At 72.0% G+C, this 23,227-nt stretch carries 23 protein-coding genes; 5 read left to right on the top strand and 18 right to left on the bottom strand.

Going from position 1 to position 23,227, the window contains the following annotated elements; genetic code table 11:
• Positions 1-10 precede the first annotated feature (10 nt).
• Genes nuoK through ACSHWO_RS14845 form a run of 11 tightly spaced genes read right to left on the bottom strand, consistent with a single transcriptional unit; the run spans position 11 to position 10,697 of the window.
• Entirely contained in the window at positions 11-310 is a 300-nt protein-coding gene (gene nuoK, locus ACSHWO_RS14795) for an NADH-quinone oxidoreductase subunit NuoK (RefSeq protein WP_361090877.1), read from the bottom strand.
• On the bottom strand, positions 307-1,122 hold the full coding sequence (locus tag ACSHWO_RS14800; protein ID WP_438312325.1) for an NADH-quinone oxidoreductase subunit J: 816 nt from the start codon (positions 1,120-1,122) through the stop codon (positions 307-309). The genes nuoK and ACSHWO_RS14800 overlap by 4 nt, the downstream gene beginning before the upstream one ends.
• On the bottom strand, positions 1,119-1,733 hold the full coding sequence (nuoI, locus tag ACSHWO_RS14805; RefSeq protein WP_361090883.1) for an NADH-quinone oxidoreductase subunit NuoI: 615 nt from the start codon (positions 1,731-1,733) through the stop codon (positions 1,119-1,121). Before nuoI ends, ACSHWO_RS14800 begins: the two co-directional genes overlap by 4 nt.
• A complete protein-coding gene (nuoH, locus tag ACSHWO_RS14810) occupies positions 1,726-3,096 on the bottom strand; it encodes an NADH-quinone oxidoreductase subunit NuoH (protein ID WP_361090886.1) in 1,371 nt (456 codons plus the stop codon). Before nuoH ends, nuoI begins: the two co-directional genes overlap by 8 nt.
• Positions 3,093-5,600 carry an NADH-quinone oxidoreductase subunit G gene (locus tag ACSHWO_RS14815; RefSeq protein ID WP_438312328.1) on the bottom strand — a complete coding sequence of 836 codons (2,508 nt, stop codon included), beginning with the start codon at positions 5,598-5,600 and terminating at the stop codon, positions 3,093-3,095. Before ACSHWO_RS14815 ends, nuoH begins: the two co-directional genes overlap by 4 nt.
• Positions 5,597-6,946: an NADH-quinone oxidoreductase subunit NuoF gene (gene nuoF / locus ACSHWO_RS14820; RefSeq protein WP_438312331.1), complete on the bottom strand. Its 1,350-nt coding sequence runs from the start codon at positions 6,944-6,946 to the stop codon at positions 5,597-5,599. Before nuoF ends, ACSHWO_RS14815 begins: the two co-directional genes overlap by 4 nt.
• Positions 6,946-7,704 (bottom strand): NADH-quinone oxidoreductase subunit NuoE, encoded by a 759-nt coding sequence (nuoE, locus tag ACSHWO_RS14825; RefSeq protein ID WP_361090895.1) that lies wholly within the window; start codon positions 7,702-7,704, stop codon positions 6,946-6,948. Before nuoE ends, nuoF begins: the two co-directional genes overlap by 1 nt.
• Positions 7,701-9,029, bottom strand: a complete 1,329-nt coding sequence (locus ACSHWO_RS14830; protein ID WP_361090898.1) for an NADH-quinone oxidoreductase subunit D — start codon at positions 9,027-9,029, stop codon at positions 7,701-7,703. Before ACSHWO_RS14830 ends, nuoE begins: the two co-directional genes overlap by 4 nt.
• Positions 9,029-9,772, bottom strand: a complete 744-nt coding sequence (locus ACSHWO_RS14835; RefSeq protein WP_385849319.1) for an NADH-quinone oxidoreductase subunit C — start codon at positions 9,770-9,772, stop codon at positions 9,029-9,031. The genes ACSHWO_RS14830 and ACSHWO_RS14835 overlap by 1 nt, the downstream gene beginning before the upstream one ends.
• Positions 9,769-10,323 carry a NuoB/complex I 20 kDa subunit family protein gene (locus ACSHWO_RS14840; RefSeq protein WP_360624040.1) on the bottom strand — a complete coding sequence of 185 codons (555 nt, stop codon included), beginning with the start codon at positions 10,321-10,323 and terminating at the stop codon, positions 9,769-9,771. The genes ACSHWO_RS14835 and ACSHWO_RS14840 overlap by 4 nt, the downstream gene beginning before the upstream one ends.
• Before the next feature lie 14 nt (positions 10,324-10,337).
• Entirely contained in the window at positions 10,338-10,697 is a 360-nt protein-coding gene (locus ACSHWO_RS14845) for an NADH-quinone oxidoreductase subunit A (RefSeq protein WP_114053663.1), read from the bottom strand.
• Between the two features lie 968 nt (positions 10,698-11,665).
• Between ACSHWO_RS14845 and ACSHWO_RS14850 the strand changes: the two genes are divergently transcribed.
• The gene (locus tag ACSHWO_RS14850) at positions 11,666-12,484 is read left to right on the top strand and encodes a C40 family peptidase (RefSeq protein ID WP_361090906.1); all 819 of its coding nucleotides are present in this window, start codon (positions 11,666-11,668) and stop codon (positions 12,482-12,484) included.
• A 151-nt stretch (positions 12,485-12,635) separates the two neighbouring features.
• Positions 12,636-13,022, top strand: coding sequence for a hypothetical protein (locus tag ACSHWO_RS14855; protein WP_385849320.1), 387 nt, complete (start codon positions 12,636-12,638; stop codon positions 13,020-13,022).
• A gap of 58 nt (positions 13,023-13,080) precedes the next feature.
• Here the strand turns inward: ACSHWO_RS14855 and ACSHWO_RS14860 are convergent, their stop codons facing one another.
• A complete protein-coding gene (locus tag ACSHWO_RS14860) occupies positions 13,081-14,364 on the bottom strand; it encodes a geranylgeranyl reductase family protein (protein ID WP_361090912.1) in 1,284 nt (427 codons plus the stop codon).
• Between the two features lie 97 nt (positions 14,365-14,461).
• On the opposite strand from ACSHWO_RS14860, the gene ACSHWO_RS14865 reads away from it, so the two are divergent.
• Positions 14,462-15,001, top strand: coding sequence for a GNAT family N-acetyltransferase (locus ACSHWO_RS14865; RefSeq protein WP_361090915.1), 540 nt, complete (start codon positions 14,462-14,464; stop codon positions 14,999-15,001).
• Positions 15,002-15,007: 6 nt separating this feature from the next.
• Here the strand turns inward: ACSHWO_RS14865 and ACSHWO_RS14870 are convergent, their stop codons facing one another.
• Positions 15,008-15,937 (bottom strand): glutaminase, encoded by a 930-nt coding sequence (locus ACSHWO_RS14870; protein ID WP_361090918.1) that lies wholly within the window; start codon positions 15,935-15,937, stop codon positions 15,008-15,010.
• A gap of 15 nt (positions 15,938-15,952) precedes the next feature.
• Positions 15,953-16,645, bottom strand: coding sequence for a demethylmenaquinone methyltransferase (locus tag ACSHWO_RS14875; RefSeq protein WP_361090921.1), 693 nt, complete (start codon positions 16,643-16,645; stop codon positions 15,953-15,955).
• A 306-nt stretch (positions 16,646-16,951) separates the two neighbouring features.
• On the opposite strand from ACSHWO_RS14875, the gene ACSHWO_RS14880 reads away from it, so the two are divergent.
• Together ACSHWO_RS14880 and ACSHWO_RS14885 are read left to right on the top strand one after the other, a co-directional pair.
• Positions 16,952-17,848: a DUF3152 domain-containing protein gene (locus ACSHWO_RS14880; RefSeq protein WP_438312339.1), complete on the top strand. Its 897-nt coding sequence runs from the start codon at positions 16,952-16,954 to the stop codon at positions 17,846-17,848.
• A gap of 61 nt (positions 17,849-17,909) precedes the next feature.
• Complete coding sequence (locus tag ACSHWO_RS14885; protein ID WP_385849323.1) at positions 17,910-18,236, top strand: response regulator transcription factor; 327 nt, start codon at positions 17,910-17,912, stop codon at positions 18,234-18,236.
• Here ACSHWO_RS14885 and ACSHWO_RS14890 read toward each other — a convergent pair.
• The 4 genes from ACSHWO_RS14890 to ACSHWO_RS14905 all read right to left on the bottom strand — a co-directional run bounded on the left by ACSHWO_RS14890 (position 18,202) and on the right by ACSHWO_RS14905 (position 23,211).
• Positions 18,202-18,846: an imidazolonepropionase-like domain-containing protein gene (locus ACSHWO_RS14890; RefSeq protein ID WP_438312342.1), complete on the bottom strand. Its 645-nt coding sequence runs from the start codon at positions 18,844-18,846 to the stop codon at positions 18,202-18,204. The two genes, ACSHWO_RS14885 and ACSHWO_RS14890, sit on opposite strands and share 35 nt — an antisense overlap.
• A gap of 7 nt (positions 18,847-18,853) precedes the next feature.
• Positions 18,854-20,053, bottom strand: coding sequence for a cyclic dehypoxanthinyl futalosine synthase (gene mqnC / locus ACSHWO_RS14895; RefSeq protein ID WP_361090933.1), 1,200 nt, complete (start codon positions 20,051-20,053; stop codon positions 18,854-18,856).
• Between the two features lie 74 nt (positions 20,054-20,127).
• Positions 20,128-21,912, bottom strand: coding sequence for a serine/threonine-protein kinase (locus ACSHWO_RS14900; protein ID WP_438319100.1), 1,785 nt, complete (start codon positions 21,910-21,912; stop codon positions 20,128-20,130).
• 447 nt (positions 21,913-22,359) lie between these two features.
• Positions 22,360-23,211, bottom strand: coding sequence for a menaquinone biosynthetic enzyme MqnA/MqnD family protein (locus ACSHWO_RS14905; RefSeq protein WP_361090936.1), 852 nt, complete (start codon positions 23,209-23,211; stop codon positions 22,360-22,362).
• Between the last annotated feature and the right edge of the window lie 16 nt (positions 23,212-23,227).

Here is a 23,227-nt window from a genome sequence, read left to right on the forward strand (position 1 = left end):
TGTACGCCCCTTACAGCTTCATCAGGCTGGCGTCGTCGACCGAGGCCGAGTGGCGGGTGCGGAAGAGCGACACGATGATCGCCAGGCCCACCACGACCTCCGCGGCGGCGACGACCATCGTGAAGAACGCGATGATCTGGCCGTCGAGGTTGCCGTGCATCCGCGAGAAGGCGACGAAGGCGAGGTTGCAGGCGTTGAGCATCAGCTCGACGCACATGAACAGCACGACCGCGTTCCGGCGGATCAGCACTCCCACGGCACCGATGGTGAACAGCAGGGCCGCGAGGTAGAGGTAGTTGACCGGGTTCACTTCGAGGCCTCCTCACGGCCGAGCCGCTCCGCCGACCGCTGCTCCAGCTCCGCCAGGTCCGACAGGGCCTCGCCGGAGACGTCCCGCACCTGACCGCGGGCCCGCAGCGTCTTGCTGACCGTCAGCTCGGAGGGGGTGCCGTCCGGCAGCAGGCCGGCGACGTCCACCGCGTTGTGCCGGGCGTAGACGCCGGGCGCCGGCAGCGGCGGGAGCTGGACGCCCTCGCGGACGCGCTGCTCGGACAGCTCGCGCTGGGTGGCGGCCCGCTCGGTGCGCTCGCGGTGGGTGAGCACCATCGCGCCGACGGCGGCCGTGATCAGCAGTGCGCCGGTGACCTCGAAGGCGAACACGTACCGGGTGAAGATCAGCTGTGCCAGGCCCTCGACGTGCCCGGCGGAGTTGACCCGGCCGAGCCCGTTCCAGTGGTTCAGCGAGGCGTTGGCGAGGCCGGTGATCAGCAGGACGCCGAAGCCGAGCCCGCACAGCGCGGCCAGCCAGCGCTGCCCCTTGATGGTCTCCTTCAGCGAGTCGGCGGCGGTGACGCCGACCAGCATGACCACGAAGAGGAACAGCATCATGATCGCGCCGGTGTAGACGATGACCTGGACCACGCCCAGGAAGTACGCCCCGTTGGCGAGGTAGAACACCGCCAGGACGATCATCGTCCCGGCCAGGCTCAGGGCACTGTGCACGGCCTTCTTCGTCAGGATCGTCGCCAGCGCGCCGATCACGGCGACCGTGCCGAGGATCCAGAACTGCACGGCCTCACCGGTCGAGGTGAGCGAGGCCGCACCCGCGGCGAGCGCGCTCACGCCCCCACCCCCTCGGCCGGGCCGCCGCCACCGTGCGCCGCCCTCTCCTTCGGGGCCTCGCCCTTGGACACGGCGGCCTGCCGCTCCGTACCGGGCGCCGCCCCCGTCACCAGGCCGCGGTAGTAGTCCTGCTCGTCCGTCCCCGGGTACATCGCGTGCGGCGCCTCGACCATGCCCTCGGTCAGCCCCGCCAGCAGCTGCTCCTTGGTGTAGATGAGCGACTCCCGGCTGGCGTCGGCCAGTTCGAACTCGTTCGTCATCGTCAGCGCCCGCGTCGGGCACGCCTCGATGCACAGCCCGCACAGGATGCAGCGGGCGTAGTTGATCTGGTAGACGCGGCCGTACCGCTCGCCCGGGGAGTAGCGCTCCTCCTCGGTGTTGTCCGCGCCCTCCACGTAGATGGCGTCCGCGGGGCAGGCCCAGGCGCACAGTTCGCACCCGATGCACTTCTCCAGACCGTCCGGGTGCCGGTTCAGCTGGTGCCGTCCGTGGAAGCGCGGGGCGGTGGTCTTCTGCTGCTCCGGGTACTGCTCGGTGAGGCGCTTCTTGAACATGGCCTTGAAGGTCACGCCGAAGCCGGCCACCGGGTTCTGCCACTTCTCGTCAGACATTCTCAGCACCCTCCTCTCGGTCACTTTCGGTATGCGCCCCGCCACTGGCGATCAGCTCCCGCTGCTGGCGGGGCCGCCTGCGCGGTACGGGTGCCAGGTGCTGGCCGGGCTTGGGGGGTACGGGGAACCCGCCCGCGAGCGGGTCGAAGGGCTCGGCCCCGGCAGCGGCCCCGGTCCGCCCGGCGGCGGCCTTCTCCCTGCGGTCGCGCAGCACGTCGGCGACGAAGGACAGCAGCAGGATCGCGACGACCGCACCGCCCACGTACAGGACGATCTGCGCGAAGTCGTAGGCCTCGTTGCGCAGGGCCCGGACGGTCGCCACCAGCATCAGCCAGAGCACGGAGACCGGGATCAGGACCTTCCAGCCGAGCTTCATCAGCTGGTCGTAGCGGACGCGGGGCAGGGTGCCGCGTAGCCAGATGAAGAAGAACAGCAGCAGCTGGACCTTGATGACGAACCAGAGCAGTGGCCACCAACCGTGGTTGGCGCCCTCCCAGAAGCTGCTGATCGGCCACGGGGCCCGCCAGCCGCCGAGGAACAGGGTGACCGAGACCGCCGAGACGGTGACCATGTTGACGTACTCGGCCAGCATGAACATCGCGAACTTGATGGACGAGTACTCGGTGTTGAAGCCGCCGACGAGATCGCCCTCGGACTCCGGCATGTCGAACGGGGCGCGGTTCGTCTCACCGACCATCGTGACGACGTAGATGATGAACGACACCGGCAGCAGCACGATGAACCAGCGGTCCGCCTGCGCCTCCACGATCGCCGACGTCGACATCGACCCGGAGTAGAGGAAGACGGAGGCGAAGGCCGCGCCCATCGCGATCTCGTAGCTGATCATCTGGGCGCAGGAGCGCAAGCCCCCGAGCAGCGGGTAAGTGGAGCCCGAGGACCAGCCGGCCAGGACGATGCCGTAGATGCCGACCGAGGCCACCGCGAGGACGTACAGCATCGCGATGGGCAGGTCGGTGAGCTGCATCGTGGTGCGCACGCCGAAGATCGAGACCTCGTCGCCGGGGGGCCCGAAGGGGATCACCGCGATCGCCATGAACGCCGGGATCGCCGCGACGATCGGCGCCAGGACGTAGACGACCTTGTCGGCGCGCTTGACGATGATGTCTTCCTTGAGCATCAGCTTCACGCCGTCGGCGAGCGACTGGAGCATGCCCCAGGGGCCGTGCCGGTTGGGGCCGATGCGCAGCTGCATCCAGGCGACGACCTTGCGCTCCCACACGATGGAGAAGAGCACGGTCACCATCAGGAAGGCGAAGCAGAACACCGCCTTGAGGACGACGAGCCACCAGGGGTCCCTGCCGAACAGGGACAGGTCCTCGGCAGCGAGCTGTACCGCGTTCACGCGCCCACCTCCGCAGTGGTGCCGCCTGCGCCGGCCGGGGTCGCCGGGCCGATCCGTACGAGGGTGCCCGGCAGGGCGCCGGTGTCGGCGCGCACGCCCGAGCCGGTGGAGTTCAGCGGGAGCCAGACCACCCGGTCGGGCATCTGCGTGATCCGCAGCGGGAGTTCCACGGTGCCGCCGGGCCCGGTCACCGCGAGGACGTCGCCGTCCTTGACGCCGGTCTCGACGGCCGTGGCGGCCGACAGCCGGGCCGCGGCCTCGTGCCGGGTGCCGGCCAGGGCCTCGTCGCCCTCCTGGAGCAGGCCCCGGTCGAGGAGCAGCCGGTGTCCGGCGAGGACGGCTTCGCCCGCGGCGGGGCGGGGCAGCGGCTCGGTGCCGGCGGACACGTCGGCGGCGGGTGCGCCCTCCCACGGGCCGAGCCGGTCCAGTTCGCGGCGTACGGCGTGCACGTCGGGCAGGGCGAGCGGCCGGTCGGCGGCGTCGGCCAGCATGTGCAGCACGCGGGCGTCGGCGGGGGCGAGCGGGCGGGTCATCTGGTCGGGCTTGAGCGCGGCCTCGAACGGCCGGAGGCGGCCCTCCCAGTTGATGAACGCGCCGGCCTTCTCGGCGACGGCCGCGACCGGGAAGACCACGTCGGCGTGGTCGGTGACCTCCCCGGGCCGCAGCTCCAGGGAGACCGTGAAGGCCTCCTTCAGGGCGGTCCGGGCCCGCTCCGGGTCCGGCAGGTCGGCGACCTCCACGCCCGCCACCAGCAGGGCGGACAGTTCACCGGTGGCGGCGGCCTCCACGATCTGCCCGGTGTCGCGGCCGTAGCGGTGCGGCAGCTCGTCCAGCCCCCAGGCGGCGGCGACCTCGGCGCGGGCCCGCGGGTCGGTGGCCGGGCGGCCGCCGGGCAGCAGCGACGGCAGCGCGCCCGCCTCGATCGCGGCCCGTTCGCCGGCCCGGCGCGGGATCCACACCAGGGCGGCCCCGGTCGCGGCCGCCGCCCGCACGGCCGCGGTCAGCGCGCCCGGGACCCCGGCGAGCCGCTCGCCGACGACGATGACGGAGCCGCCGAGCCGCAGCGCCTCGGCGGCCTCGGCGCCGCCCGCCTCCAGGCCGGTCCGCGAGGCCAGCGCGTCGAGCCACTCGGGCTCGGTGCCGGGGGCCGCGGCCAGCAGCGTGCCGCCCGCCTTGGCCAGGCCTCGGGTGGCGAACGGGGCGAGGGCGAAGGTCCGCTGCTTGCGCTTGCGGTACGCCTTGCGCAGCCGCAGGAAGACGCCCGGGGCCTCCTCCTCGGCCTCGATGCCGACGAGGAGCACGGCCGGCGCGGCCTCCAGCTCCGCGTACGACGGCCACGGGCCGCGCAGGTCGACCCCGTACCCGGCGACCTCGGAGGCCAGGAACTCGGCCTCCTCCGCGCTGTGCACGCGGGCCCGGAAGTCGATGTCGTTGGTGTCCAGGACCACCCGCGCGAACTTGGCGTACGCGTAGGCGTCCTCGACGGTGAGCCGTCCGCCGGTCAGCACGCCGGCCCGGCCGCGCGCCGCGGAGAGCCCGGCGGCCGCGGCCTCCAGCGCCTCGGGCCAGCTCGCCGGTTCCAGCACGCCCTCGGCGTTGCGGACCAGCGGGGTGGTCAGCCGGTCCGGGCGCTGCGCGTACCGGAACGCGAACCGCCCCTTGTCGCAGATCCACTCCTCGTTGACCTCGGGGTCCTCGGCGGCCATCCGGCGCAGCACCTTGCCGCGCCGGTGGTCGGTCCGGGTCGCGCAGCCGCCCGCGCAGTGCTCGCACACGCTCGGGGAGGAGACGAGGTCGAAGGGGCGGGAGCGGAACCGGTACGCGGCCGAGGTGAGGGCGCCGACCGGGCAGATCTGGATGGTGTTGCCGGAGAAGTACGACTGGAACGGGTCGCCCTCGCCGATGCCGACCTGCTGGAGCGCGCCGCGCTCCAGCAGCTCGATCATCGGGTCGCCGGCGACCTGGGTGGAGAACCGGGTGCAGCGCGCGCACAGCACGCACCGCTCGCGGTCCAGCAGCACCTGCGTGGAGATCGGCACCGGCTTCTCGTAGGTGCGCTTCTTCCCCTCGAACCGGGAGTCGGCGTTGCCGTGCGACATCGCCTGGTTCTGCAGCGGGCACTCGCCGCCCTTGTCGCAGACCGGGCAGTCCAGCGGGTGGTTGATGAGCAGCAGCTCCATCACCCCGTGCTGGGCCTTCTCGGCGACGGGCGAGGTGAGCTGCGTGCGGACGACCATGCCGTCGGTGCAGGTGATGGTGCAGGAGGCCATCGGCTTGCGCTGGCCCTCGACCTCGACGATGCACTGCCGGCATGCGCCGACGGGGTCGAGGAGGGGGTGGTCGCAGAACCGGGGGATCTCGATGCCGATCTGCTCGGCGGCCCGGATGACCAGGGTTCCCTTGGGCACCGACAGTTCGATGCCGTCGATGGTGAGGGAGACCGTGTCCTCGGGCGGCACCGCGGCCGTTCCGCCACCGGCGGGGGCGTTCGTGGCGACGGTCATGCGTTCACCTCCCTGTCGGCCCAGAGGGTCGACTTGCTGGGGTCGAAGGGGCAGCCCTTGCCCGTGACGTGCTGCTCGTACTCCTCGCGGAAGTACTTCAGCGAGGAGAAGATCGGGCTGGCGGCGCCGTCTCCGAGCGCGCAGAACGACTTGCCGTTGATGTTGTCGGCGATGTCGTTCAGCTTGTCGAGGTCCGCCATGACGCCCTGGCCGGCCTCGATGTCGCGGAGCAGCTGGACCAGCCAGTACGTGCCCTCGCGGCAGGGGGTGCACTTGCCGCAGGACTCGTGGGCGTAGAACTCGGTCCACCGGGTCACGGCGCGCACCACGCAGGTGGTCTCGTCGAAGCACTGCAGCGCCTTGGTGCCGAGCATCGACCCGGCGGCGCCGACGCCCTCGTAGTCGAGCGGCACGTCCAGGTGCTCGTCGGTGAACATGGGGGTGGAGGAGCCGCCGGGGGTCCAGAACTTCAGCCGGTGGCCCGGGCGCATCCCGCCGCTCATGTCGAGGAGCTGGCGCAGGGTGATGCCGAGCGGGGCCTCGTACTGGCCGGGCGAGGCGACGTGCCCGGAGAGCGAGTACAGGGTGAAGCCGGGGGACTTCTCGGTCCCCATCGCCTTGAACCAGTCCTTGCCCTTGGCGAGGATCGCGGGAACCGACGCGATGGACTCGACGTTGTTGACGACAGTGGGGCACGCGTAGAGCCCCTCGACGGCAGGGAAGGGGGGACGCAGCCGGGGCTGACCGCGCCGGCCTTCGAGGGAGTCGAGCAGTGCCGTCTCCTCGCCGCAGATGTACGCGCCCGCTCCCGCGTGCACGGTGATGTCGAGGTTCAGCCCGCTCCCGAGGATGTTCTGCCCGAGGTAGCCCGCCTCGTACGCCTCGCGCACCGCCTCGTGCAGGCGCCGCAGGACCGGGACGACCTCGCCGCGCAGGTAGATGAAGGCGTGCTCCGAGCGGATCGCGTAGCAGGCGATGACCATTCCCTCGACGAGGGAGTGCGGGTTGGCGAAGAGAAGGGGGATGTCCTTGCAGGTTCCCGGTTCCGACTCGTCCGCGTTCACGACGAGGTAGTGCGGCTTTCCGTCGCCCTGCGGGATGAACTGCCACTTCATCCCGGTGGGGAAGCCCGCGCCGCCGCGTCCGCGCAGACCGGAGTCCTTCACGTACGCGATGACCTCGTCCGGGGTCATGGCGAGGGCCTTGTGCAGGCCTTCGTAGCCCTCGTGGCGCCGGTAGGTCTCCAGCGTCCACGACTGCGGTTCGTCCCAGAACGCCGACAGCACGGGGGCCAGCAGCTTCTCCGGGCTGGTGCCGTTCTCGTGCATGGCAGTGGTCAACCTCATCACTCCCCCTCCTCGCCGGTCGCCTCGCCGCGCGGGTGCACGACCTTGCCGTGGTGCGGGGCCTCGCCGCGCGCGATGCGCAGCCCGGTCAGGGAGGCGGGTCCGGCGCCGCCGCTCGCCTCGACGGCCCCGGGCCGCTCGTCGGGGAATCCGGCGAGGATCCGGGCGGTCTCCTTGTACGTGCACAGGGGCGCGCCGCGGGTCGGCTCGACGGGGCGGCCGGCGCGCAGGTCGTCGACGAGGGCCTTGGCGGACTCGGGGGTCTGGTTGTCGAAGAACTCCCAGTTGACCATCACGACGGGGGCGTAGTCGCAGGCCGCGTTGCACTCGATGTGTTCGAGGGTGACCTTGCCGTCGCTGGTGGTCTCGTTGTTTCCGACCCCGAGGTGGTCCTTGAGCTCCTCGAAGATGGCGTCGCCGCCCATGACCGCGCACAGCGTGTTGGTGCAGACGCCGACCTGGTAGTCGCCCGAGGGCCGGCGCCGGTACATCGTGTAGAAGGTGGCGACGGCGGTGACCTCGGCGGTGGTCAGGCCGAGCGTCTCGGCGCAGAACCGGATGCCGGTCGGCGAGACGTGGCCCTCCTCGGACTGGGTCAGGTGCAGCAGCGGCAGCAGGGCGGAGCGGCTGTCGGGGTAGCGGGCGATGACCTCTGCGGCGTCCGCCGCCAGCCGCGCGCGGACCTCCGCCGGGTAGTCGGGGGCGGGCAGCCCGGGCATGCCCAGGCTCACCTCTCGACGGGCGGGGTTGGCTGTCATCGGTCGACGCCTCCCATCACGGGGTCGATGGAGGCGACGGCGACGATGACGTCGGCGACCTGGCCGCCCTCGCACATCGCGGCCATGGCCTGCAGGTTGGTGAAGGACGGGTCGCGGAAGTGGACCCGGTAGGGGCGGGTGCCGCCGTCGGAGACGACGTGCACGCCGAGTTCGCCCTTGGGGGACTCGACGGCCGCGTAGGCCTGCCCGGCCGGGACCCGGAAGCCCTCGGTCACCAGCTTGAAGTGGTGGATGAGGGCCTCCATGGAGGTGCCCATGATGTTCTTGATGTGGTCGAGCGAGTTGCCGAGCCCGTCGGGGCCCATCGCGAGCTGTGCCGGCCAGGCGATCTTCTTGTCGGCGACCATGACGGGGCCGGGCTCCAGCCGGTCCAGGCACTGCTCGACGATCCGCAGGGACTGGCGCATCTCCTCCAGGCGGATCAGGAAGCGGCCGTACGAGTCGCAGGTCTCGGTGGTCGGCACGTCGAACTCGTAGGTCTCGTAGCCGCAGTACGGGTCCGCCTTGCGCAGGTCGTGCGGCAGGCCGGCGGAGCGCAGGATGGGCCCGGTGACACCGAGGGCCATGCAGCCGGTGAGGTCGAGGTAGCCGACGTCCTGCATGCGGGCCTTGAAGATGGGGTTGCCGGTGGCGAGCTTGTCGTACTCCGGCAGGTTCCTCTTCATGGTCTTGAGGAACTCGCGCAGCTGGTCCACGGCGCCGGGGGGCAGGTCCTGGGCGAGGCCGCCGGGCCGGACGAACGCGTGGTTCATGCGCAGGCCGGTGATCAGCTCGAAGAGGTCCAGGATCAGCTCGCGGTCCCGGAAGCCGTAGATCATGATCGTGGTGGCGCCGAGCTCCATGCCGCCGGTGGCGATGCACACCAGGTGGGAGGAGATCCGGTTGAGCTCCATCAGCAGGACGCGGATGACGGTGGCGCGGTCGGGTACCTGGTCGGTGATGCCGAGGAGCTCCTCGACGCCGAGGCAGTACGCCGTCTCGTTGAAGAACGGCGTCAGGTAGTCCATGCGCGTCACGAAGGTGGTGCCCTGCGTCCAGTTCCGGAATTCGAGGTTCTTCTCGATGCCGGTGTGGAGGTAGCCGATGCCGCAGCGGGCCTCGGTGACCGTCTCGCCGTCGATCTCCAGGATCAGGCGGAGCACTCCGTGGGTGGACGGGTGCTGGGGACCCATGTTGACGACGATGCGCTCGTCGTCCGCCCTGGCCGCGGACTGGACGATCTCGTCCCAGTCGCCGCCGGTGACCGTGTAGACGGTGCCCTCGGTGGTTTCGCGGGAGGCCGCGTGGTTCGAGGTGTTGGACATCAGCTGTACGACCTCCGCTGGTCGGGAGCCGGGATCTGGGCGCCCTTGTACTCGACGGGAATGCCGCCGAGCGGGTAGTCCTTGCGCTGCGGGAAGCCCTGCCAGTCGTCCGGCATCATGATCCGGGTGAGGGCCGGGTGCCCGTCGAAGACCAGGCCGAAGAAGTCGTACGTCTCGCGCTCGTGCCAGTCGTTGGTCGGGTAGACGGGGACGAGCGAGGGGACGTGCGGGTCGCTGTCCGGGGCGGACACCTCCAGCCGCACGGTCCGGCCGTGGGTGATCGAGCGCAGGTGGTAGACGGCGTGCAGCTCGCGGCCGCGGTCCTCCGGGTAGTGGACGCCACTGACGCCGGTGCACAGTTCGAAGCGCAGGGCGGGGTCGTCGCGGAGGGTGGAGGCCACCCGGACGAGGTGCTCGCGGGCGATGTGGAAGGTGAGCTCGCCGCGGTCGACGACCGTCTTCTCGATGGCGTTGGCGGGGAGCAGGTCCTGTTCTTCCAGGGCGCCTTCGAGCTCGTCGGCCACCTCGTCGAAGTAGGAGCCGTACGGGCGGGGGCTCGGGCCGGGCAGGGCGACGGTGCGGACGAGGCCGCCGTAGCCGCTGGTGTCCCCGCCGCCCCGGGCGCCGAACATGCCCTTGCGGACGCCGATCACCTCGGGGCCGGCGGACTCCCGGGGGGCGGGAACGTTGTTCCCGTTGCCGCCGTCGTTGCCGTTGCCGTGGTCTGGGGTGGTCTCGCTCACCGGAGCAGCCCCTTCATCTCGATGGTGGGGAGCGCCTTGAGGGCTGCGGCCTCCGCCTCGCGGGCCGCCTCTTCCCGGTTCACCCCGAGCTTGGAGGTCTGGATCTTCTGGTGGAGCTTGAGGATCGCGTCCATCAGCATCTCGGGGCGGGGCGGGCAACCGGGCAGGTAGATGTCCACCGGAACGATGTGGTCGACGCCCTGGACGATCGCGTAGTTGTTGAACATCCCGCCCGAAGATGCGCAAACCCCCATGGAGATGACCCATTTGGGAGCGGGCATCTGGTCGTACACCTGCCGCAGCACCGGCGCCATCTTCTGGCTGACCCGGCCGGCCACGATCATCAGGTCGGCCTGGCGCGGGGAGCCGCGGAAGACCTCCATGCCGAAGCGGGCGAGGTCGTACCGGCCCGCACCGGTGGTCATCATCTCGATGGCACAGCAGGCCAGGCCGAAGGTGGCGGGGAAGACGGAGGCTTTGCGCACCCAGCCCGCGGCCTGTTCGACGGTGGTCAGCAGGAAGCCGCTCGGCAGCTTTTCTTCCAGTCCCATGGGAATTCAGTCCCTCAGTCCCATTCCAGGCCGCCGCGGCGCCAGACGTAGGCGTAGGCGACGAAGACGGTGAGCACGAAGAGCAGCATCTCGACGAGCCCGAAGATCCCCAGGGCGTCGAAGGTGACGGCCCAGGGGTAGAGGAAGACAACCTCGATGTCGAAGACGATGAAGAGCATCGCCGTCAGGTAGTACTTGATGGGGAAGCGGCCGCCGCCGGCCGGCGTGGGGGTCGGCTCGATGCCGCACTCGTACGCTTCGAGCTTCGCCCGGTTGTACCGCTTCGGGCCGATCAGCGTGGCCATGACCACGGAGAAGATCGCAAACCCTGCGCCTAGGGCGCCGAGCACGAGGATGGGCGCGTAGGCATTCACGCTCCTCGCTCCTTCCAGTCGTCCTTGACCGTTGGACCGCTGCGCCGGCACCGCTGCCCCGCCCCGCGAAGACCACGCTTCTTGATCGAGCGCTTGCATGTGAGGCAGTTCACAAGCCGGGCTGCTGCGCATCCTATGCCCGCCGATCTGTGATCTGCGACACGGGTGACAACACCGAGTTTGTGATCTCCACCACCCGGCGAACGATCATGAAGTCCGATGAGTGGTGATCTTCACACGCAAGGCATCCACTTGATCACCAAACGTGACATCCACGCCTGTTACCCCAGGTAGGAGAGGTCTCGCCCTACCAAACGATGACGTGCGCAGGCAAATTTGGCCGAATTCAGATGTCCATGGTAAGGGGATCTGCGTCGCTCGGTCGGGGGAGGCCGCGGGGACTGAAGTGGACACGTGCGTGCGTTCACGAGCTCCGCCGACCCCGGAGCAGGACGCCCGCCGGCCCGCCGCACCACTTCCCCGCCGCCCCGCCGACAGTCCCCCGGCCGCCCGTCCGGCGATCTTCCGCCCGCCCGCGGCGCCTTTCCGGCCACCTCCCGGCACCCTCTCCGGGCGCCCCCGCGGGCATCCCTTCGAGCGCCGCGGCAGCCGCCCCCGCGGGCGTTCCCCCGGGCGCCCCCGGGCCGCTTCGGACGCGACTCGCTCACGGCGAGATCACGGACCGGCCACGACGGCCCCATGGCGTGACTCCGCTGTGACCTGCGCCACTCTGAACCAGCCCCTCCGAAACGGGGCTTGGCCAACAGTCCGCGGGGATGGTAGGCGCAGGACCAAATAGGACTTATTGCGGAAACCCCAAGATCACAGCCTTGTGAGGGGGTGTCCGATTAGTCCGTTACGGCGTCAATAAGGAGCGCGACGCGCCCGGTTGCCTCACTTCTCGCGCAACTGTGGCGCAGACCACGTTTCTTGAAGCGAGCCGCACCCCCCTGATAGCGGTTGTTCTCATGTCCCACACCGCTCACATACCCAGCCACCGGAAGCCCCGCCGCAGCGCCTCGAAGCTCGCGGTACGCGCCGGAGTCGCCGGTGGCGTCCTCAGCACCCTGGCGATGGCCGGCACGGCGAGCGCGTCCCCCGCCGCCGAGCCCGTGACCGAGACCCTCGAAATGCCGGTCCTCAACATGGACCTGGGCGCCGAGGTGTCCTCCGCCGTCACCACCGCCGCGGAGAACACCCGCGCGGCCGCCGTCGACGGCGAGCTGCAGGCCGAGGAGGAGAGCGCCCGCACCGGCGCCGCCGCCGAGGCCAAGGAGGCCAAGGAGGCCGCCGAGAAGAAGGCGAAGCAGGAGGCGGACCGCAAGGCCGAGGCCGAGCGCGCCACCCGCAACGCCGAGCGCTCCGGGCTGAAGACGGCCTCCGCTGCCGCCTCTTCCGACGAGCAGGGTGTCGGGACGGTCACTCCGGCGAAGGGCTCCGCCGCCGCCATCGTCAACTTCGCCCGTGCGCAGGTCGGCAAGGCCTACATCCTGGGCTCGACCGGCCCCTCCGCGTACGACTGCTCCGGCCTGGTCCAGGCCGCGTACCGGCAGGCCGGCATCTCCCTGCCGCGCACCTCGCAGCCGCAGTCCTCGTACGGCACCTCGGTCTCCCTCAGCGCCCTGCAGCCGGGCGACATCCTGTACTGGGGCCCCAAGGGCAGCGCCTACCACGTCGCGATCTACGTCGGCGGCGGCAAGTTCGTCGGCGCGCAGAACCCCAGCACCGGCATCGTCGAGCGCAACCTGAGCTACGACCGGCCGACGGGCGCGGTCCGCGTCCTCTGAGCCCGACGGGCCACCACGTACGGCCGGAGGGCCGGTACTCCCCCGCTCGGGGGCGGAGTACCGGCCCTCCGCCGTGCGCCCGTACGGCGGCCCCGGCACGAAGTACCGCCCGCCCGGGCGGGGCGCCTACCATCCCCGTGGAGGTGGGCGCGTGAACGCACCGCGGCTGTCGGAGCCGTACGAGGACCACGGCGGCAGTGCGGACGGCCGCCCCCGGGGCCCCGGCGACGACGGGCTGACCGACGCCACCGCCGTCCCGGCCGCGGCCGGGCTCTTCCTCCTCGCCGTCGGCGGCCTGTTGCTGAACACCACCCGCCCGTGGGACAAACCGGGACACCCCGCCCTGCTGGCCCTCGTGTGGGCCGCCGCCCTGGCGATGCTGGCCCACGGGGCCGCCCTGACGGCCCGCTGCGTGCGCGCCGTCCACGGAGCCGGCGCACCGCCCCGGGAGCCGCCGACACCCCCTCAGACGCCCTCCACGGCCCCGTACGAAGACGGAGCGGGCCGCTCCGGGGAGAACCCGGCGCGACCCGCCTGAACCGCCTCACCCCGTCCTCACGGGGCCTGCACGACTGTCGGACCCTTTCGTCCGCTTCTCAGGCCCGGGGGGCCACCTTCGACAGGCCGTTGATGATGCGGTCCATCGCGTCGCCGCCCGTCGGGTCGGTGAGGTTGGCCAGCATCTTCAGCGTGAACCGCATGAGCACCGGGTGGGTCAGGCCGCGCTGCGCCGCGACCTTCATGACCTTCGGGTTGCCGATCAGCTTCACGAAGGCGCGACCCAGCGTGTAGTAGCCGCCGTAGGTCTCCTTGAGCACCTTCGGGTAGTTGTGCAGCGCCAGCTCGCGCTGCGACGGCGTGGCCCGGGCGTTGGCCTGCACGATGACGTCGGCCGCGATCCGGCCCGACTCCATGGCGTACGCGATGCCCTCGCCGTTGAACGGGTTGACGAGTCCGCCCGCGTCGCCGACCAGCAGCAGGCCCTTGGTGTAGTGCGGCTGCCGGTTGAACGCCATCGGCAGGGCCGCGCCGCGGATCGGCTGCGTCATGTTCTCGGGGGTGTAGCCCCAGTCCTCCGGCATGGACGCGCACCACGCCTTGAGGACCTCGCGCCAGTCCAGCTCCCCGAAGGCCGAGGAGGAGTTGAGGATGCCGAGGCCGACGTTGGACGTGCCGTCGCCCATGCCGAAGATCCAGCCGTAGCCGGGCAGCAGCCGGTCCTGCGGGCCGCGCCGGTCCCACAGCTCCAGCCAGGACTCCAGGTAGTCGTCGTCGTGCCGCGGCGAGGTGAAGTACGTGCGGACGGCCACGCCCATCGGGCGGTCCTCGCGCCGGTGCAGACCCATCGCCAGCGACAGCCGGGAGGAGTTGCCGTCGGCGGCGACCACGAGCGGCGCGTGGAAGGTGACCGGGGTCTTCTCCTCGCCCAGCCTGGCCTGCACGCCCGTGATGCGCCCCGTGCGCGGGTCGCGGATCGGCTCCCCGACGTTGCAGCGCTCGTACAGGCGGGCGCCGGCCTTCTGGGCCTGCCGGGCCAGGATCTCGTCGAAGTCGTCGCGCTTGCGGACGAGTCCGTAGTCCGGGAAGGAGGCGAGTTCCGGCCAGTCCAGCTGGAGCCGCTGCCCGCCGCCGATGATGCGCAGACCCTTGTTGCGCAGCCAGCCGGCCTCTTCGGAGATGTCGATGCCCATCGCGACCAGCTGCTTCGTGGCGCGCGGGGTCAGGCCGTCGCCGCAGACCTTCTCGCGCGGGAACGCCGTCTTCTCCAGCAGCAGGACGTCCAGCCCGGCCTTGGCGAGGTAGTAGGCGGTGGTCGAGCCGGCGGGCCCGGCCCCGACGACGATCACGTCCGCGGAGTGTTCGGAGAGGGGCTCGGTCACTGCGGGGTCTCCCGAAGGCTCGATAGGGGGTGCCCATGGGCACGGGACGTGTGCAGTCTATGCAGCGAGAGAGATCGCGAATCCGAAGGGTTACCTGATGACAAGCTCCCCGACCTCGCCGACCTCGCCCACCCGGCCGCTCCCCGCCGTCCGGCTGCGCGTGCCCACCGACGAGGACGCGCACGCCTGGCACGGTGTCTTCGCCGACCCGGACGTCATGGAGTTCCTCGGCGGACCGGCCGAGCTGTCCGCGTACGAGGAGTTCACCGCGCGCCAGCGGATGCACGACGCACAGCTCGGCTACTGCCTGTGGACGCTGCTCGACGAGGACGGCCGCGTCCTGGGCTTCACGGGCGCCCAGCCCTGGCCCGCGCAGAAGGCCTGGGGGCCGGTCGGCGAGATAGAGATCGGCTGGCGCCTGGCCCGGTCCGCCTGGGGCAAGGGCTACGCGTACGCCGCCGCGCTGACCACCCTGGAGCGGGTCCGTGCCGCCGGGGTGCCCCGGGTCGTGGCGATGATCGACGACGCGAACGCCCGCTCGGTGGCGGTCGCCGAGCGCCTCGGTATGACCCTGGAGGAGGTCTTCCCCCTCCCCGGCGGCGCCCGAACCGGCCGCCGCTACGCCCTCGCCCTGTGACCGGGCTCAGAAGACGGACAGTCCGGTCAGGGTCGTGAACCGGTCGAGGGCGGCCACACCCGCGACCGAGTTGCCCCGGCTGTCCAGGCCGGGGCTCCACACGGCGAGGGTGCACACGCCGGGGACGACGGCGACGATGCCGCCGCCCACCCCGCTCTTGCCGGGCAGCCCGACGCGGTAGGCGAAGTCGCCCGCGGCGTCGTACGTCCCGCAGGTCATCATCACGGCGTTGATCTGCTTGGCCTCGCTGCGGGTCAGCAGCCGGCTGCCGTCCGCCCGCAGCCCGTGCCGCGCCAGGAACCGCGCGGCACGGGCCAGGTCGGCGCAGCTCATCTCGATGGAGCACTGCCAGAAGTAGTGGTCGAGCAGGGCGGGCACCGGGTTGGCGATGTTCCCGTACGAGGCCATGAAGTGCGCGAGGGCGGCGTTGCGGTCGCCGTGCTCGTGCTCGGAGGCGGCGACCTCGGCGTCGAAGCCGATGTCCGGGTTGCCGCTCTCCCGGCGCAGGAACTCCAACAGCTCGCTGCTCGCGTCGCCGGTCAGGGTCTGCAGCCGGTCGGTGACGACGAGGGCGCCCGCATTGATGAACGGATTGCGCGGAATGCCGTTCTCGTACTCCAGCTGCACCAGGGAGTTGAACGGGTTGCCGGAGGGCTCCCGGCCGACCCGCTCCCACAGGCTGTCGCCACCCTCGGCCAGCGCCAGGGCGAGCGCGAAGACCTTGGTGATGGACTGGGCGGAGAACGGGGTCCGCCAGTCCCCGACCCCGACGACGTTCCCGTCGAGGTCCGCCACGGCCATGCCGAACTGCCCCGGGTCCACCTCGGCCAGGGCCGGGATGTACTCCGCGGGCGTGCCGCTGCCGACCAGGTGCCGCACGTCGGCCGCGATCCGCTCCAGCAGCTCCGCGTAGTCCGGGGCCCCGGTGTCCGCCACCGCCACCACCGCCGGCTAGGCCTTGGAGCCGCGGTGCAGGGCGACGATGCCGCCGCTGAGGTTGCGCCAGGCGACCTTGGACCAGCCGGCCTTCTGCAGCAGGGCCGCCAGCTCGGCCTGCTCCGGCCACTCCCTGATCGACTCGGCGAGGTACACGTACGCGTCGGGGTTGGAGGACACGGCGCGGGCCACCGGCGGCAGGGCGCGCATCAGGTACTCCGTGTAGAGCGTCCGGAACGGCCCCCAGGTGGGCTGCGAGAACTCGCAGATGACGACCTGGCCGCCGGGCTTGGTCACCCGGTACAGCTCGCGCAGCGCGGCGTCGGTGTCCTGGACGTTGCGCAGCCCGAAGGAGATCGTCACGGTGTCGAAGACGTCGTCCTTGAACGGCAGCTTCGTCGCGTCGCCGGCGGTCAGCGGCAGCCAGGAGTGGCGTTTCTTGCCCTCGCGGAGCATGCCGAGGGAGAAGTCGCAGGGCACCACGTACGCACCGGTCGCGGCGAACGGCAGCGAGGAGGTCGCCGTGCCGGCGGCCAGGTCCAGCACCCTGTGCCCGGGACGGGCGGCGACCGCCTTGGCGACCTCCTTGCGCCACAGGCGGGCCTGGCCGAGGGAGATCACGTCGTTGGTGAGGTCGTAGTTCGCCGCCACACCGTCGAACATGGAGGCGACTTCGTGCGGCTGCTTGTCCAGGGAAGCGCGGGTCACTGGCGTGGGCCCCTCAGGTGCGTGGTTGGTTCCGGTCCGTGTGCGTACGGGCCCATCCTCTCAGGCCGGCGCAGGCGGCCCGGCGGGGGCTCCGCCCGGCCGCCGGGGGACCCACCGCACGGAATGAGCCATTCCGATCCGGTGCCCCGGGAGAGCCCCAACCGAACTGGCCCCGAGGACAGTTATGACCAGAGCGACGAAAGGGGTTAACTGGGCGGGCGCGGCCCGGTGATGATCACCACCCGCCGGTTCCGGACCTCCGGTGGCCGGATCCCGAGGGGGCCGCCCCGAGCAAAGGGCTTCACCATGCCGGCAGGTCGTTCCACCGGTCGCTCCACGAACGCGGGCGCTCCCCCCGGACCGCGCGCCCGCCGCCGGGCCGAGCGGCGTCGGCGCCTGCGCCGCACCCTTCTGGTTTCGGCCACCGCCGTCGCCGCCGTCGCCGCACTGTGGACCGCCTGGCCCGAAGCGAAGAAGACCACCGCCGCCGACCGGGTGAGCACCGACCCGCGCCCCGCCGACGACCCCGGACGGGCCTCCCGCTCCTCCGGCGGCACCCACGGCTCCCCCGTACCCGGCGCCGCGGCCTCCCCGCCCGCGGCCCCGAAGCCGTCCGCGAGCTCCAAGGCACCCGTCCCGGCCACCGGAACCGGCTCGTTCACCGCCTCCACCCGCTCCGGGCAGCCGCAGGGCAAGGGCACCGCCCGCCGCTGGCGCATCGAGGTCGAGGAGGGCAGCGGAGTCGACCCGAACACCGCCGCCCAGGCCGTCGAGACCATCCTCGGCGACCCCCGCGGCTGGATATCCGACCCGGCGCACGGCTTCCAGCTCGTCGGCGCCGGCAGCCCCGTGGACTTCACCGTGAAGATCGCCACCGCCACCACCACCGACAAGCTGTGCGAGGTGGTCACCCCCGAGCTCGTCGGCGAGACCAACTGCCGCGCCGGACACGACGTCGTCGTCAACCTCAAGCGCTGGCAGGAAGGATCACCGCAGTTCAAGGGCCCCGTCGAGGAGTACCGGGCGCTGATCGTCAACCACGAGGTCGGCCACGAGATAGGCCGCGGCCACGAGACCTGCCCCGGCCCCGGCCAGCCCGCCCCCGCGATGATGCAGCAGATCAAGGGACTGCTCGGCTGCACGGCCAACGCCTGGCCGTACGACGGAAAGGGAACCTACCTGTCCGGTCCACCCGTCCCTTAGAGCGGGGAGAGTCGGAGAGTCGACGTCCGGGCCGTGACGGCCGGGGGCGAGGAGTGGAAACGTGCGCGTCGTCAGCTTCAGCGTCCCTGCCTGGTTCCCGGCCTACACGCCGGCGCAGAAGAAGGAAGCACTGCGGCGCGCGGTGCAGCTCACCGAACAGGAATCCGCCGTGTTCCTGTGCCTGGCCACCGGGGCCTCCAACGCGGAACTCGCCGACGGACTCCGACTGTCCGTCAGCACCGTCAAGTTCCACGTCCACAACATACGGACCAAGCTGGGCGGCATCAGCCGCCTCCAGGCCTGCGTTTTGGCCGCCCTCGCCCGCGAGGACGGCCGCCTCGCCGGACGCGGGCTCAGCGCCGGCGGTGCAGCAGCCGCCCGCCGATGACGGTGGCCACACAGCTCGTCGCGCCCACCGCCGCCAGCTCCTTGAGGTCCGCCGCCGCGAACACCGCGAACCGGGCCGGAGCACCCGTCCGGAGCACCCCGTGGAAGGCCTCCTCGACGTGCTCCCGCCCCGCGAACGGATCCAGCGAGGCCCCGGCGCCCCCACCGGCCGGCGGCAACAGCTCCAGCCCCGACCGGGCCACGGCCGTGCGCACCGCCGGAACCGTCAGCCGCCCCGCCACCGCCACCACGCCCCGGGCCAGCAGTCGCTGCGTCGCCCGCCGGGCGCTGTTGCCACGGCGGGCATCGGTCAGCCCCAGCGCGGCCAGCGCCTCCGCCCCGGTCACCGGCTCGGTGCCGAGCTCGGCGGTCTCGTACGGGTCGTCCGGGTAGTACGTCCCCTCCAGCAGCTCCTGCGCCCCGTGCACCAGCAGCCCCGGCGTCAGCACGCCGGGCCAGCGGCGGGTCCGCGCGTGCGGCCGGGCCGCGGCGAGCTCCTCGTACGGGCCGGTGCCCGCGATCCGGCCGCCCTCCACGAGGACGGCCCCGCCGGGCAGGGGCTCGGCCCCGCGCCCGGCGACGAGCAGCCCCGCGGTGTGCAGCGTCAGCAAGGCCGGATCACTCGGCCGCGATGAGCTTCAGCTCGGGGTGCGCCGTGCCGCCTTCGAGAGCGGTGGAGGAGATGTGCGAGACCACGCGGTCGTCGACCGGGTCGTTCGCCGGGTCGTCGTGCACGACGAGGTGCTCGTACGTCGTCGCGCGCTGCGCCGGGGTGCGGCCCGCCTTGCGGATGAGGTCGATGATCTCCTGGCGGTTGGAGCGGTGCTTGGCACCGGCCGAGGAGACGACGTTCTCCTCCAGCATGACCGAGCCGAGGTCGTCCGCGCCGTAGTGCAGGGAGAGCTGGCCCGCCTCCTTGCCGACGGTCAGCCAGGAGCCCTGGATGTGGGCCACGTTGTCGAGGAACAGGCGCGCGACCGCGATCATCCGCAGGTACTCGAAGACCGTCGCCTGGGTACGGCCCTTCAGACGGTTGTTCTCGGGCTGGTACGTGTACGGGATGAACGCGCGGAAGCCGCCCGTGCGGTCCTGCGTGTCACGGATCATCGCGAGGTGCTCGATGCGCTCGGCGTTGGTCTCGCCGGTGCCCATGAGCATGGTGGAGGTGGACTCCACGCCCAGCCCGTGGGCGATCTCCATGATCTCCAGCCAGCGCTCGCCGGACTCCTTCAGCGGGGCGATCGCCGTGCGCGGCCGCTCCGGCAGCAGCTCGGCGCCGGCGCCCGCGAAGGAGTCCAGACCGGCCGCGTGGATCCGCTTGATCGCCTCTTCGGCGGAGACGCCCGAGATACGGGCCATGTGCTCGACCTCGGACGCGCCGAGGGAGTGGATGACCAGCTGCGGGAACGCCTTCTTGATGGCGGAGAAGTGCTCCTCGTAGTACTCCACGCCGTAGTCCGGGTGGTGGCCGCCCTGGAACATGATCTGCGTGCCGCCCAGCTCGACGGTCTCCGCGCAGCGGCGCAGGATGTCGTCGAGGTCCCGGGACCAGCCCTTCTTCGTGTCCTTGGGGGCCGCGTAGAACGCGCAGAACTTGCAGGCCGTGACGCACACGTTGGTGTAGTTGATGTTGCGCTCGATGATGTACGTCGCGATGTGCTCGGTACCCGCGTAGCGGCGGCGGCGCACCGCGTCGGCGGCCTGGCCGAGGGCGTGCAGGGGGGCGTGCCGGTAGAGGTCGAGCGCCTCCTCCTTGGTGATCCGGCCCCCCGCGGCGGCACGGTCGAGGACAGACTGGAGAGCGGCCTGGTCGGTCACCGGTGCGTCACCCTTCGGCGGTGTGTCAAGAGATCCGGACCGAGCCAGCCTACGCCAGGGCCCGGCGCCGGAACTCACCGGCCGCGGGTCAGGTCCCCCTCCGGGTTCCCGGCCGCGGAGTCGCCCGACCGGTAGTGCAGCGTGCCGTTCGCGTTGAGGGTGAAGCGTTCGTCGGCGGAGCCGCCGGAGCAGATTCCGGGCGCCGGGTTGGGGCCGCCCGAGGTGTCCAGGAGCAGGGAGCGATCGGTGGCCGACACCAGCTTCCAGTTACCGGAGCAGTCGGTGCCGAAGACGGGCAGGACCGACTTGTCGCGGCCGACGACCTCGCCGACCCGGCCCGCCTTGATCGTGATCTCGAACTCGCTCGACACCCCCAGCCGGGCCGTGGTCACCGTGCCCTTCCAGGTGCCGACCAGCTCCTGCGGGACGTCCTGGCGGGCGCCCTGGGACGGTCGGGGCGTCGACGGCGGGGTCGGGCCCGAGGAGGACTGCGCGGAGGGCCCGGTCGCCGCGGCCGGCGGCGACGCGTGGTCCTGCGCGCCTCCCGTCCCGGGCAGCAGCCCCAGCCCGTACAGCCCGCCGGACAGCGCGGCCGTCACCGCGGCGGCCGCGACCACCACCGTGCAGCTGAACCGGCGCCCGGCCGCCGTCATGGTCACCCTGCGGCCGGGGGCGGTCCCCTCCCCGTCGGGCGCGGTGCGCGGCTGCGGAACCCCGCCGCTGCCGCTGCTGCCGCCGCCGGCGGTCTCCGTCGGGGCGCCGTACGGTCCCGCCGGGGCACCCGCCACGGGCCCGGCCGGACCCCCGAACGAGCCGCCGTAGGAGGGGTCGGGCGCACCGAAGACGCCGACCCCGACGGCCGCGGCCGCGCCCGCACCGCCAGCCGCGGCCTGCTCCCCGTAGGAGGGCGTGGTGGACGGGACCGGCCCGGAACCGCTCCCCGGCGCCCCCTCCACCGCGTCCGCCGCATCCACCGCGTCCAGGTCGAGCAGGGCCACCGCGGCGCGGCTCGCCTGCTCCATCACGGGCGCGGGGAGCCGGCCGGGGGCGCGCAGGGCTCCGTCGAAGGCCTCCGCCACGGCCTGCGGGGACGGCCGGGCCCCGGGCTCCTTGTCCAGGCAGGCCGCGACCAGGTCGCGCAGTTCGCCGGGCGGAAGGGCGTCCAGGTCCGGCGGCTCGTGGACCACCTTGTAGAGCAGGGTCACCGAGTTGTCGCCGGTGAAGGGGGGCCGCCCGGTCGCGGCGAACGCCAGCACCGCGCCGAGGGAGAACACGTCGGCGGCCCCCGTGACGCCCTTGCCGAGGATCTGCTCGGGCGACATGTAGCCGGGCGAGCCGACGGAGACCCCGGTGGAGGTGAGGGAGGTGGTGCCGTCCGTGGCCCGGGCGATCCCGAAGTCGATCAGTCGGGGCCCGTCGAGGGTCAGCATCACGTTCGACGGCTTCAGGTCGCGGTGGACGAGCCCCAGCCCGTGCACCGCCGCCAGGGCGCGGGCCAGCCCCTCGCCGACCGCCCGCACCGCGGCCTGGGGCAGCGGCCCGTGCGCGGCCACGGCGGCGCCCAGCGAGGGTCCCGCCACGTACCCGGTGGCCACCCACGGCACCGGCGCCTCCGGGTCGGCGTCCAGCACGGGCGCGGTCCACTCGCCGCCGACCCGCCGGGCGGCCTCCACCTCGCGGCGGAACCGGGCCCGGAACTCCGCGTCGGCGGCGAAATGCGGGTGCACGACCTTGACGGCGACCGTCCGGCCGCCCGCGCTGCGGCCCAGGTAGACCCGGCCCATGCCCCCCGCACCGAGCCGGCCCAGCAGCCGGTACGCACCGATGCTCCGCGGCTCGCCGGCCTCCAGCGGCTCCATCCCGGCCCCCTCCCCCGTGGTCCCGACGACGTGGTCCACCTCGTGGTCCACCTCGTGGTCCACCTCGTGATCCACCTTAGGGGCGCCGGGGGGACGCGGGGGCCGTTCCCGCGGGCGCGAACCCGCCGATGGTCCGGGCACCGCGGCGTCGCGCGCCCCTGCTTGTCCCATGGCCTGCCGTACGGGTGACCCCCACGCGCGGGGCGGCCGGGCCGGGCGGGGTGGGTGGGGCCGCAGGGGCGGCGGGAATTCCCCCGGCCTCGCCCGGAACCGGACCGGAGGGGTGAATTCGCGGCAACGGCGGCACGGCGCCGCGATGACAATACGAAGAAAGAGGGAATTCCCCGGAAGCCCCGGCCGGAACCCGGGCCACCGCCCGGTATTCCGATCATGCGACCGATCACGAAACGGAACACGGGCGGCGGCCCCGACGCTCCGCCGGATCCTTCAGGACACCTTCAGGAGCTCCACCGCGACATCTGCGGGATAGCCCGTCGACCGACCCGTGCGACGCGCGAATTCCCTTACGCCGGCGAGCTGTTCCGGCCCGAAGCGGAAGTCGAGGGTGGTGAAGTACCGCTCCAGCAGTTCGGCGTCGAAGGCCTCCCAGCGGGCCGCCTGCTCGGCGACCTTGGTGACCTCCTCCAGGGAGATGTCCCGCGATTCGAGGAAGGCCTCGTGCACCTGCCGGACGACGGCCGGCTCACGGTCGAGGTAGTCCTTGCGCGCGGCCCATACGGCGAACACGAACGGCAGTCCGGTCCATTCCTTCCACATCAGCCCCAGGTCGTGGACGTCGAGGCCGAGCCGGGGCGCGTCGTGCAGCGAGGCGCGCAGCGCGGCGTCGCCGATCAGCACGGCCGCGTCGGCCTCCTGCATCATCAGCCCCAGGTCGGGCGGGCAGGTGTAGTAGTCGGGCCGGACCCCGAACTGCTCGGCGAGCAGCAGCTGGGCGAGGCGCACGGAGGTGCGGGACGTCGAGCCGAGGGCGACGCGGGCGCCGTCCAGCCGGTCCAGCGGCACCTGGGAGACGATCACGCAGGACATCACGGGGCCGTCGCAGCCGACCGCGAGATCGGGGAAGGCGACGAGCCGATCGGCATTGCGGAGGAACTCCACCAGGGTGATCGGGGCGATGTCGAGGCGGCCCTGGACGAGGTGCTCACTGAGCTTCTCGGGGGTGTCCTTGGTCAGCTCCAGGTCCAGCAGGGTGCCGGTTCTGGCCAGCCCCCAGTAGAGGGGAAGGCAGTTCAGGAACTGAATGTGGCCGACCCGGGGCCGGCTGCGATAGACGTCCACATCGCGAGACTAGCCG

The sequence above is a fragment of the Streptomyces pallidus (ex Mingjun et al. 2026) genome, assembly GCF_051550185.1.
Classification (GTDB): domain Bacteria; phylum Actinomycetota; class Actinomycetes; order Streptomycetales; family Streptomycetaceae; genus Streptomyces.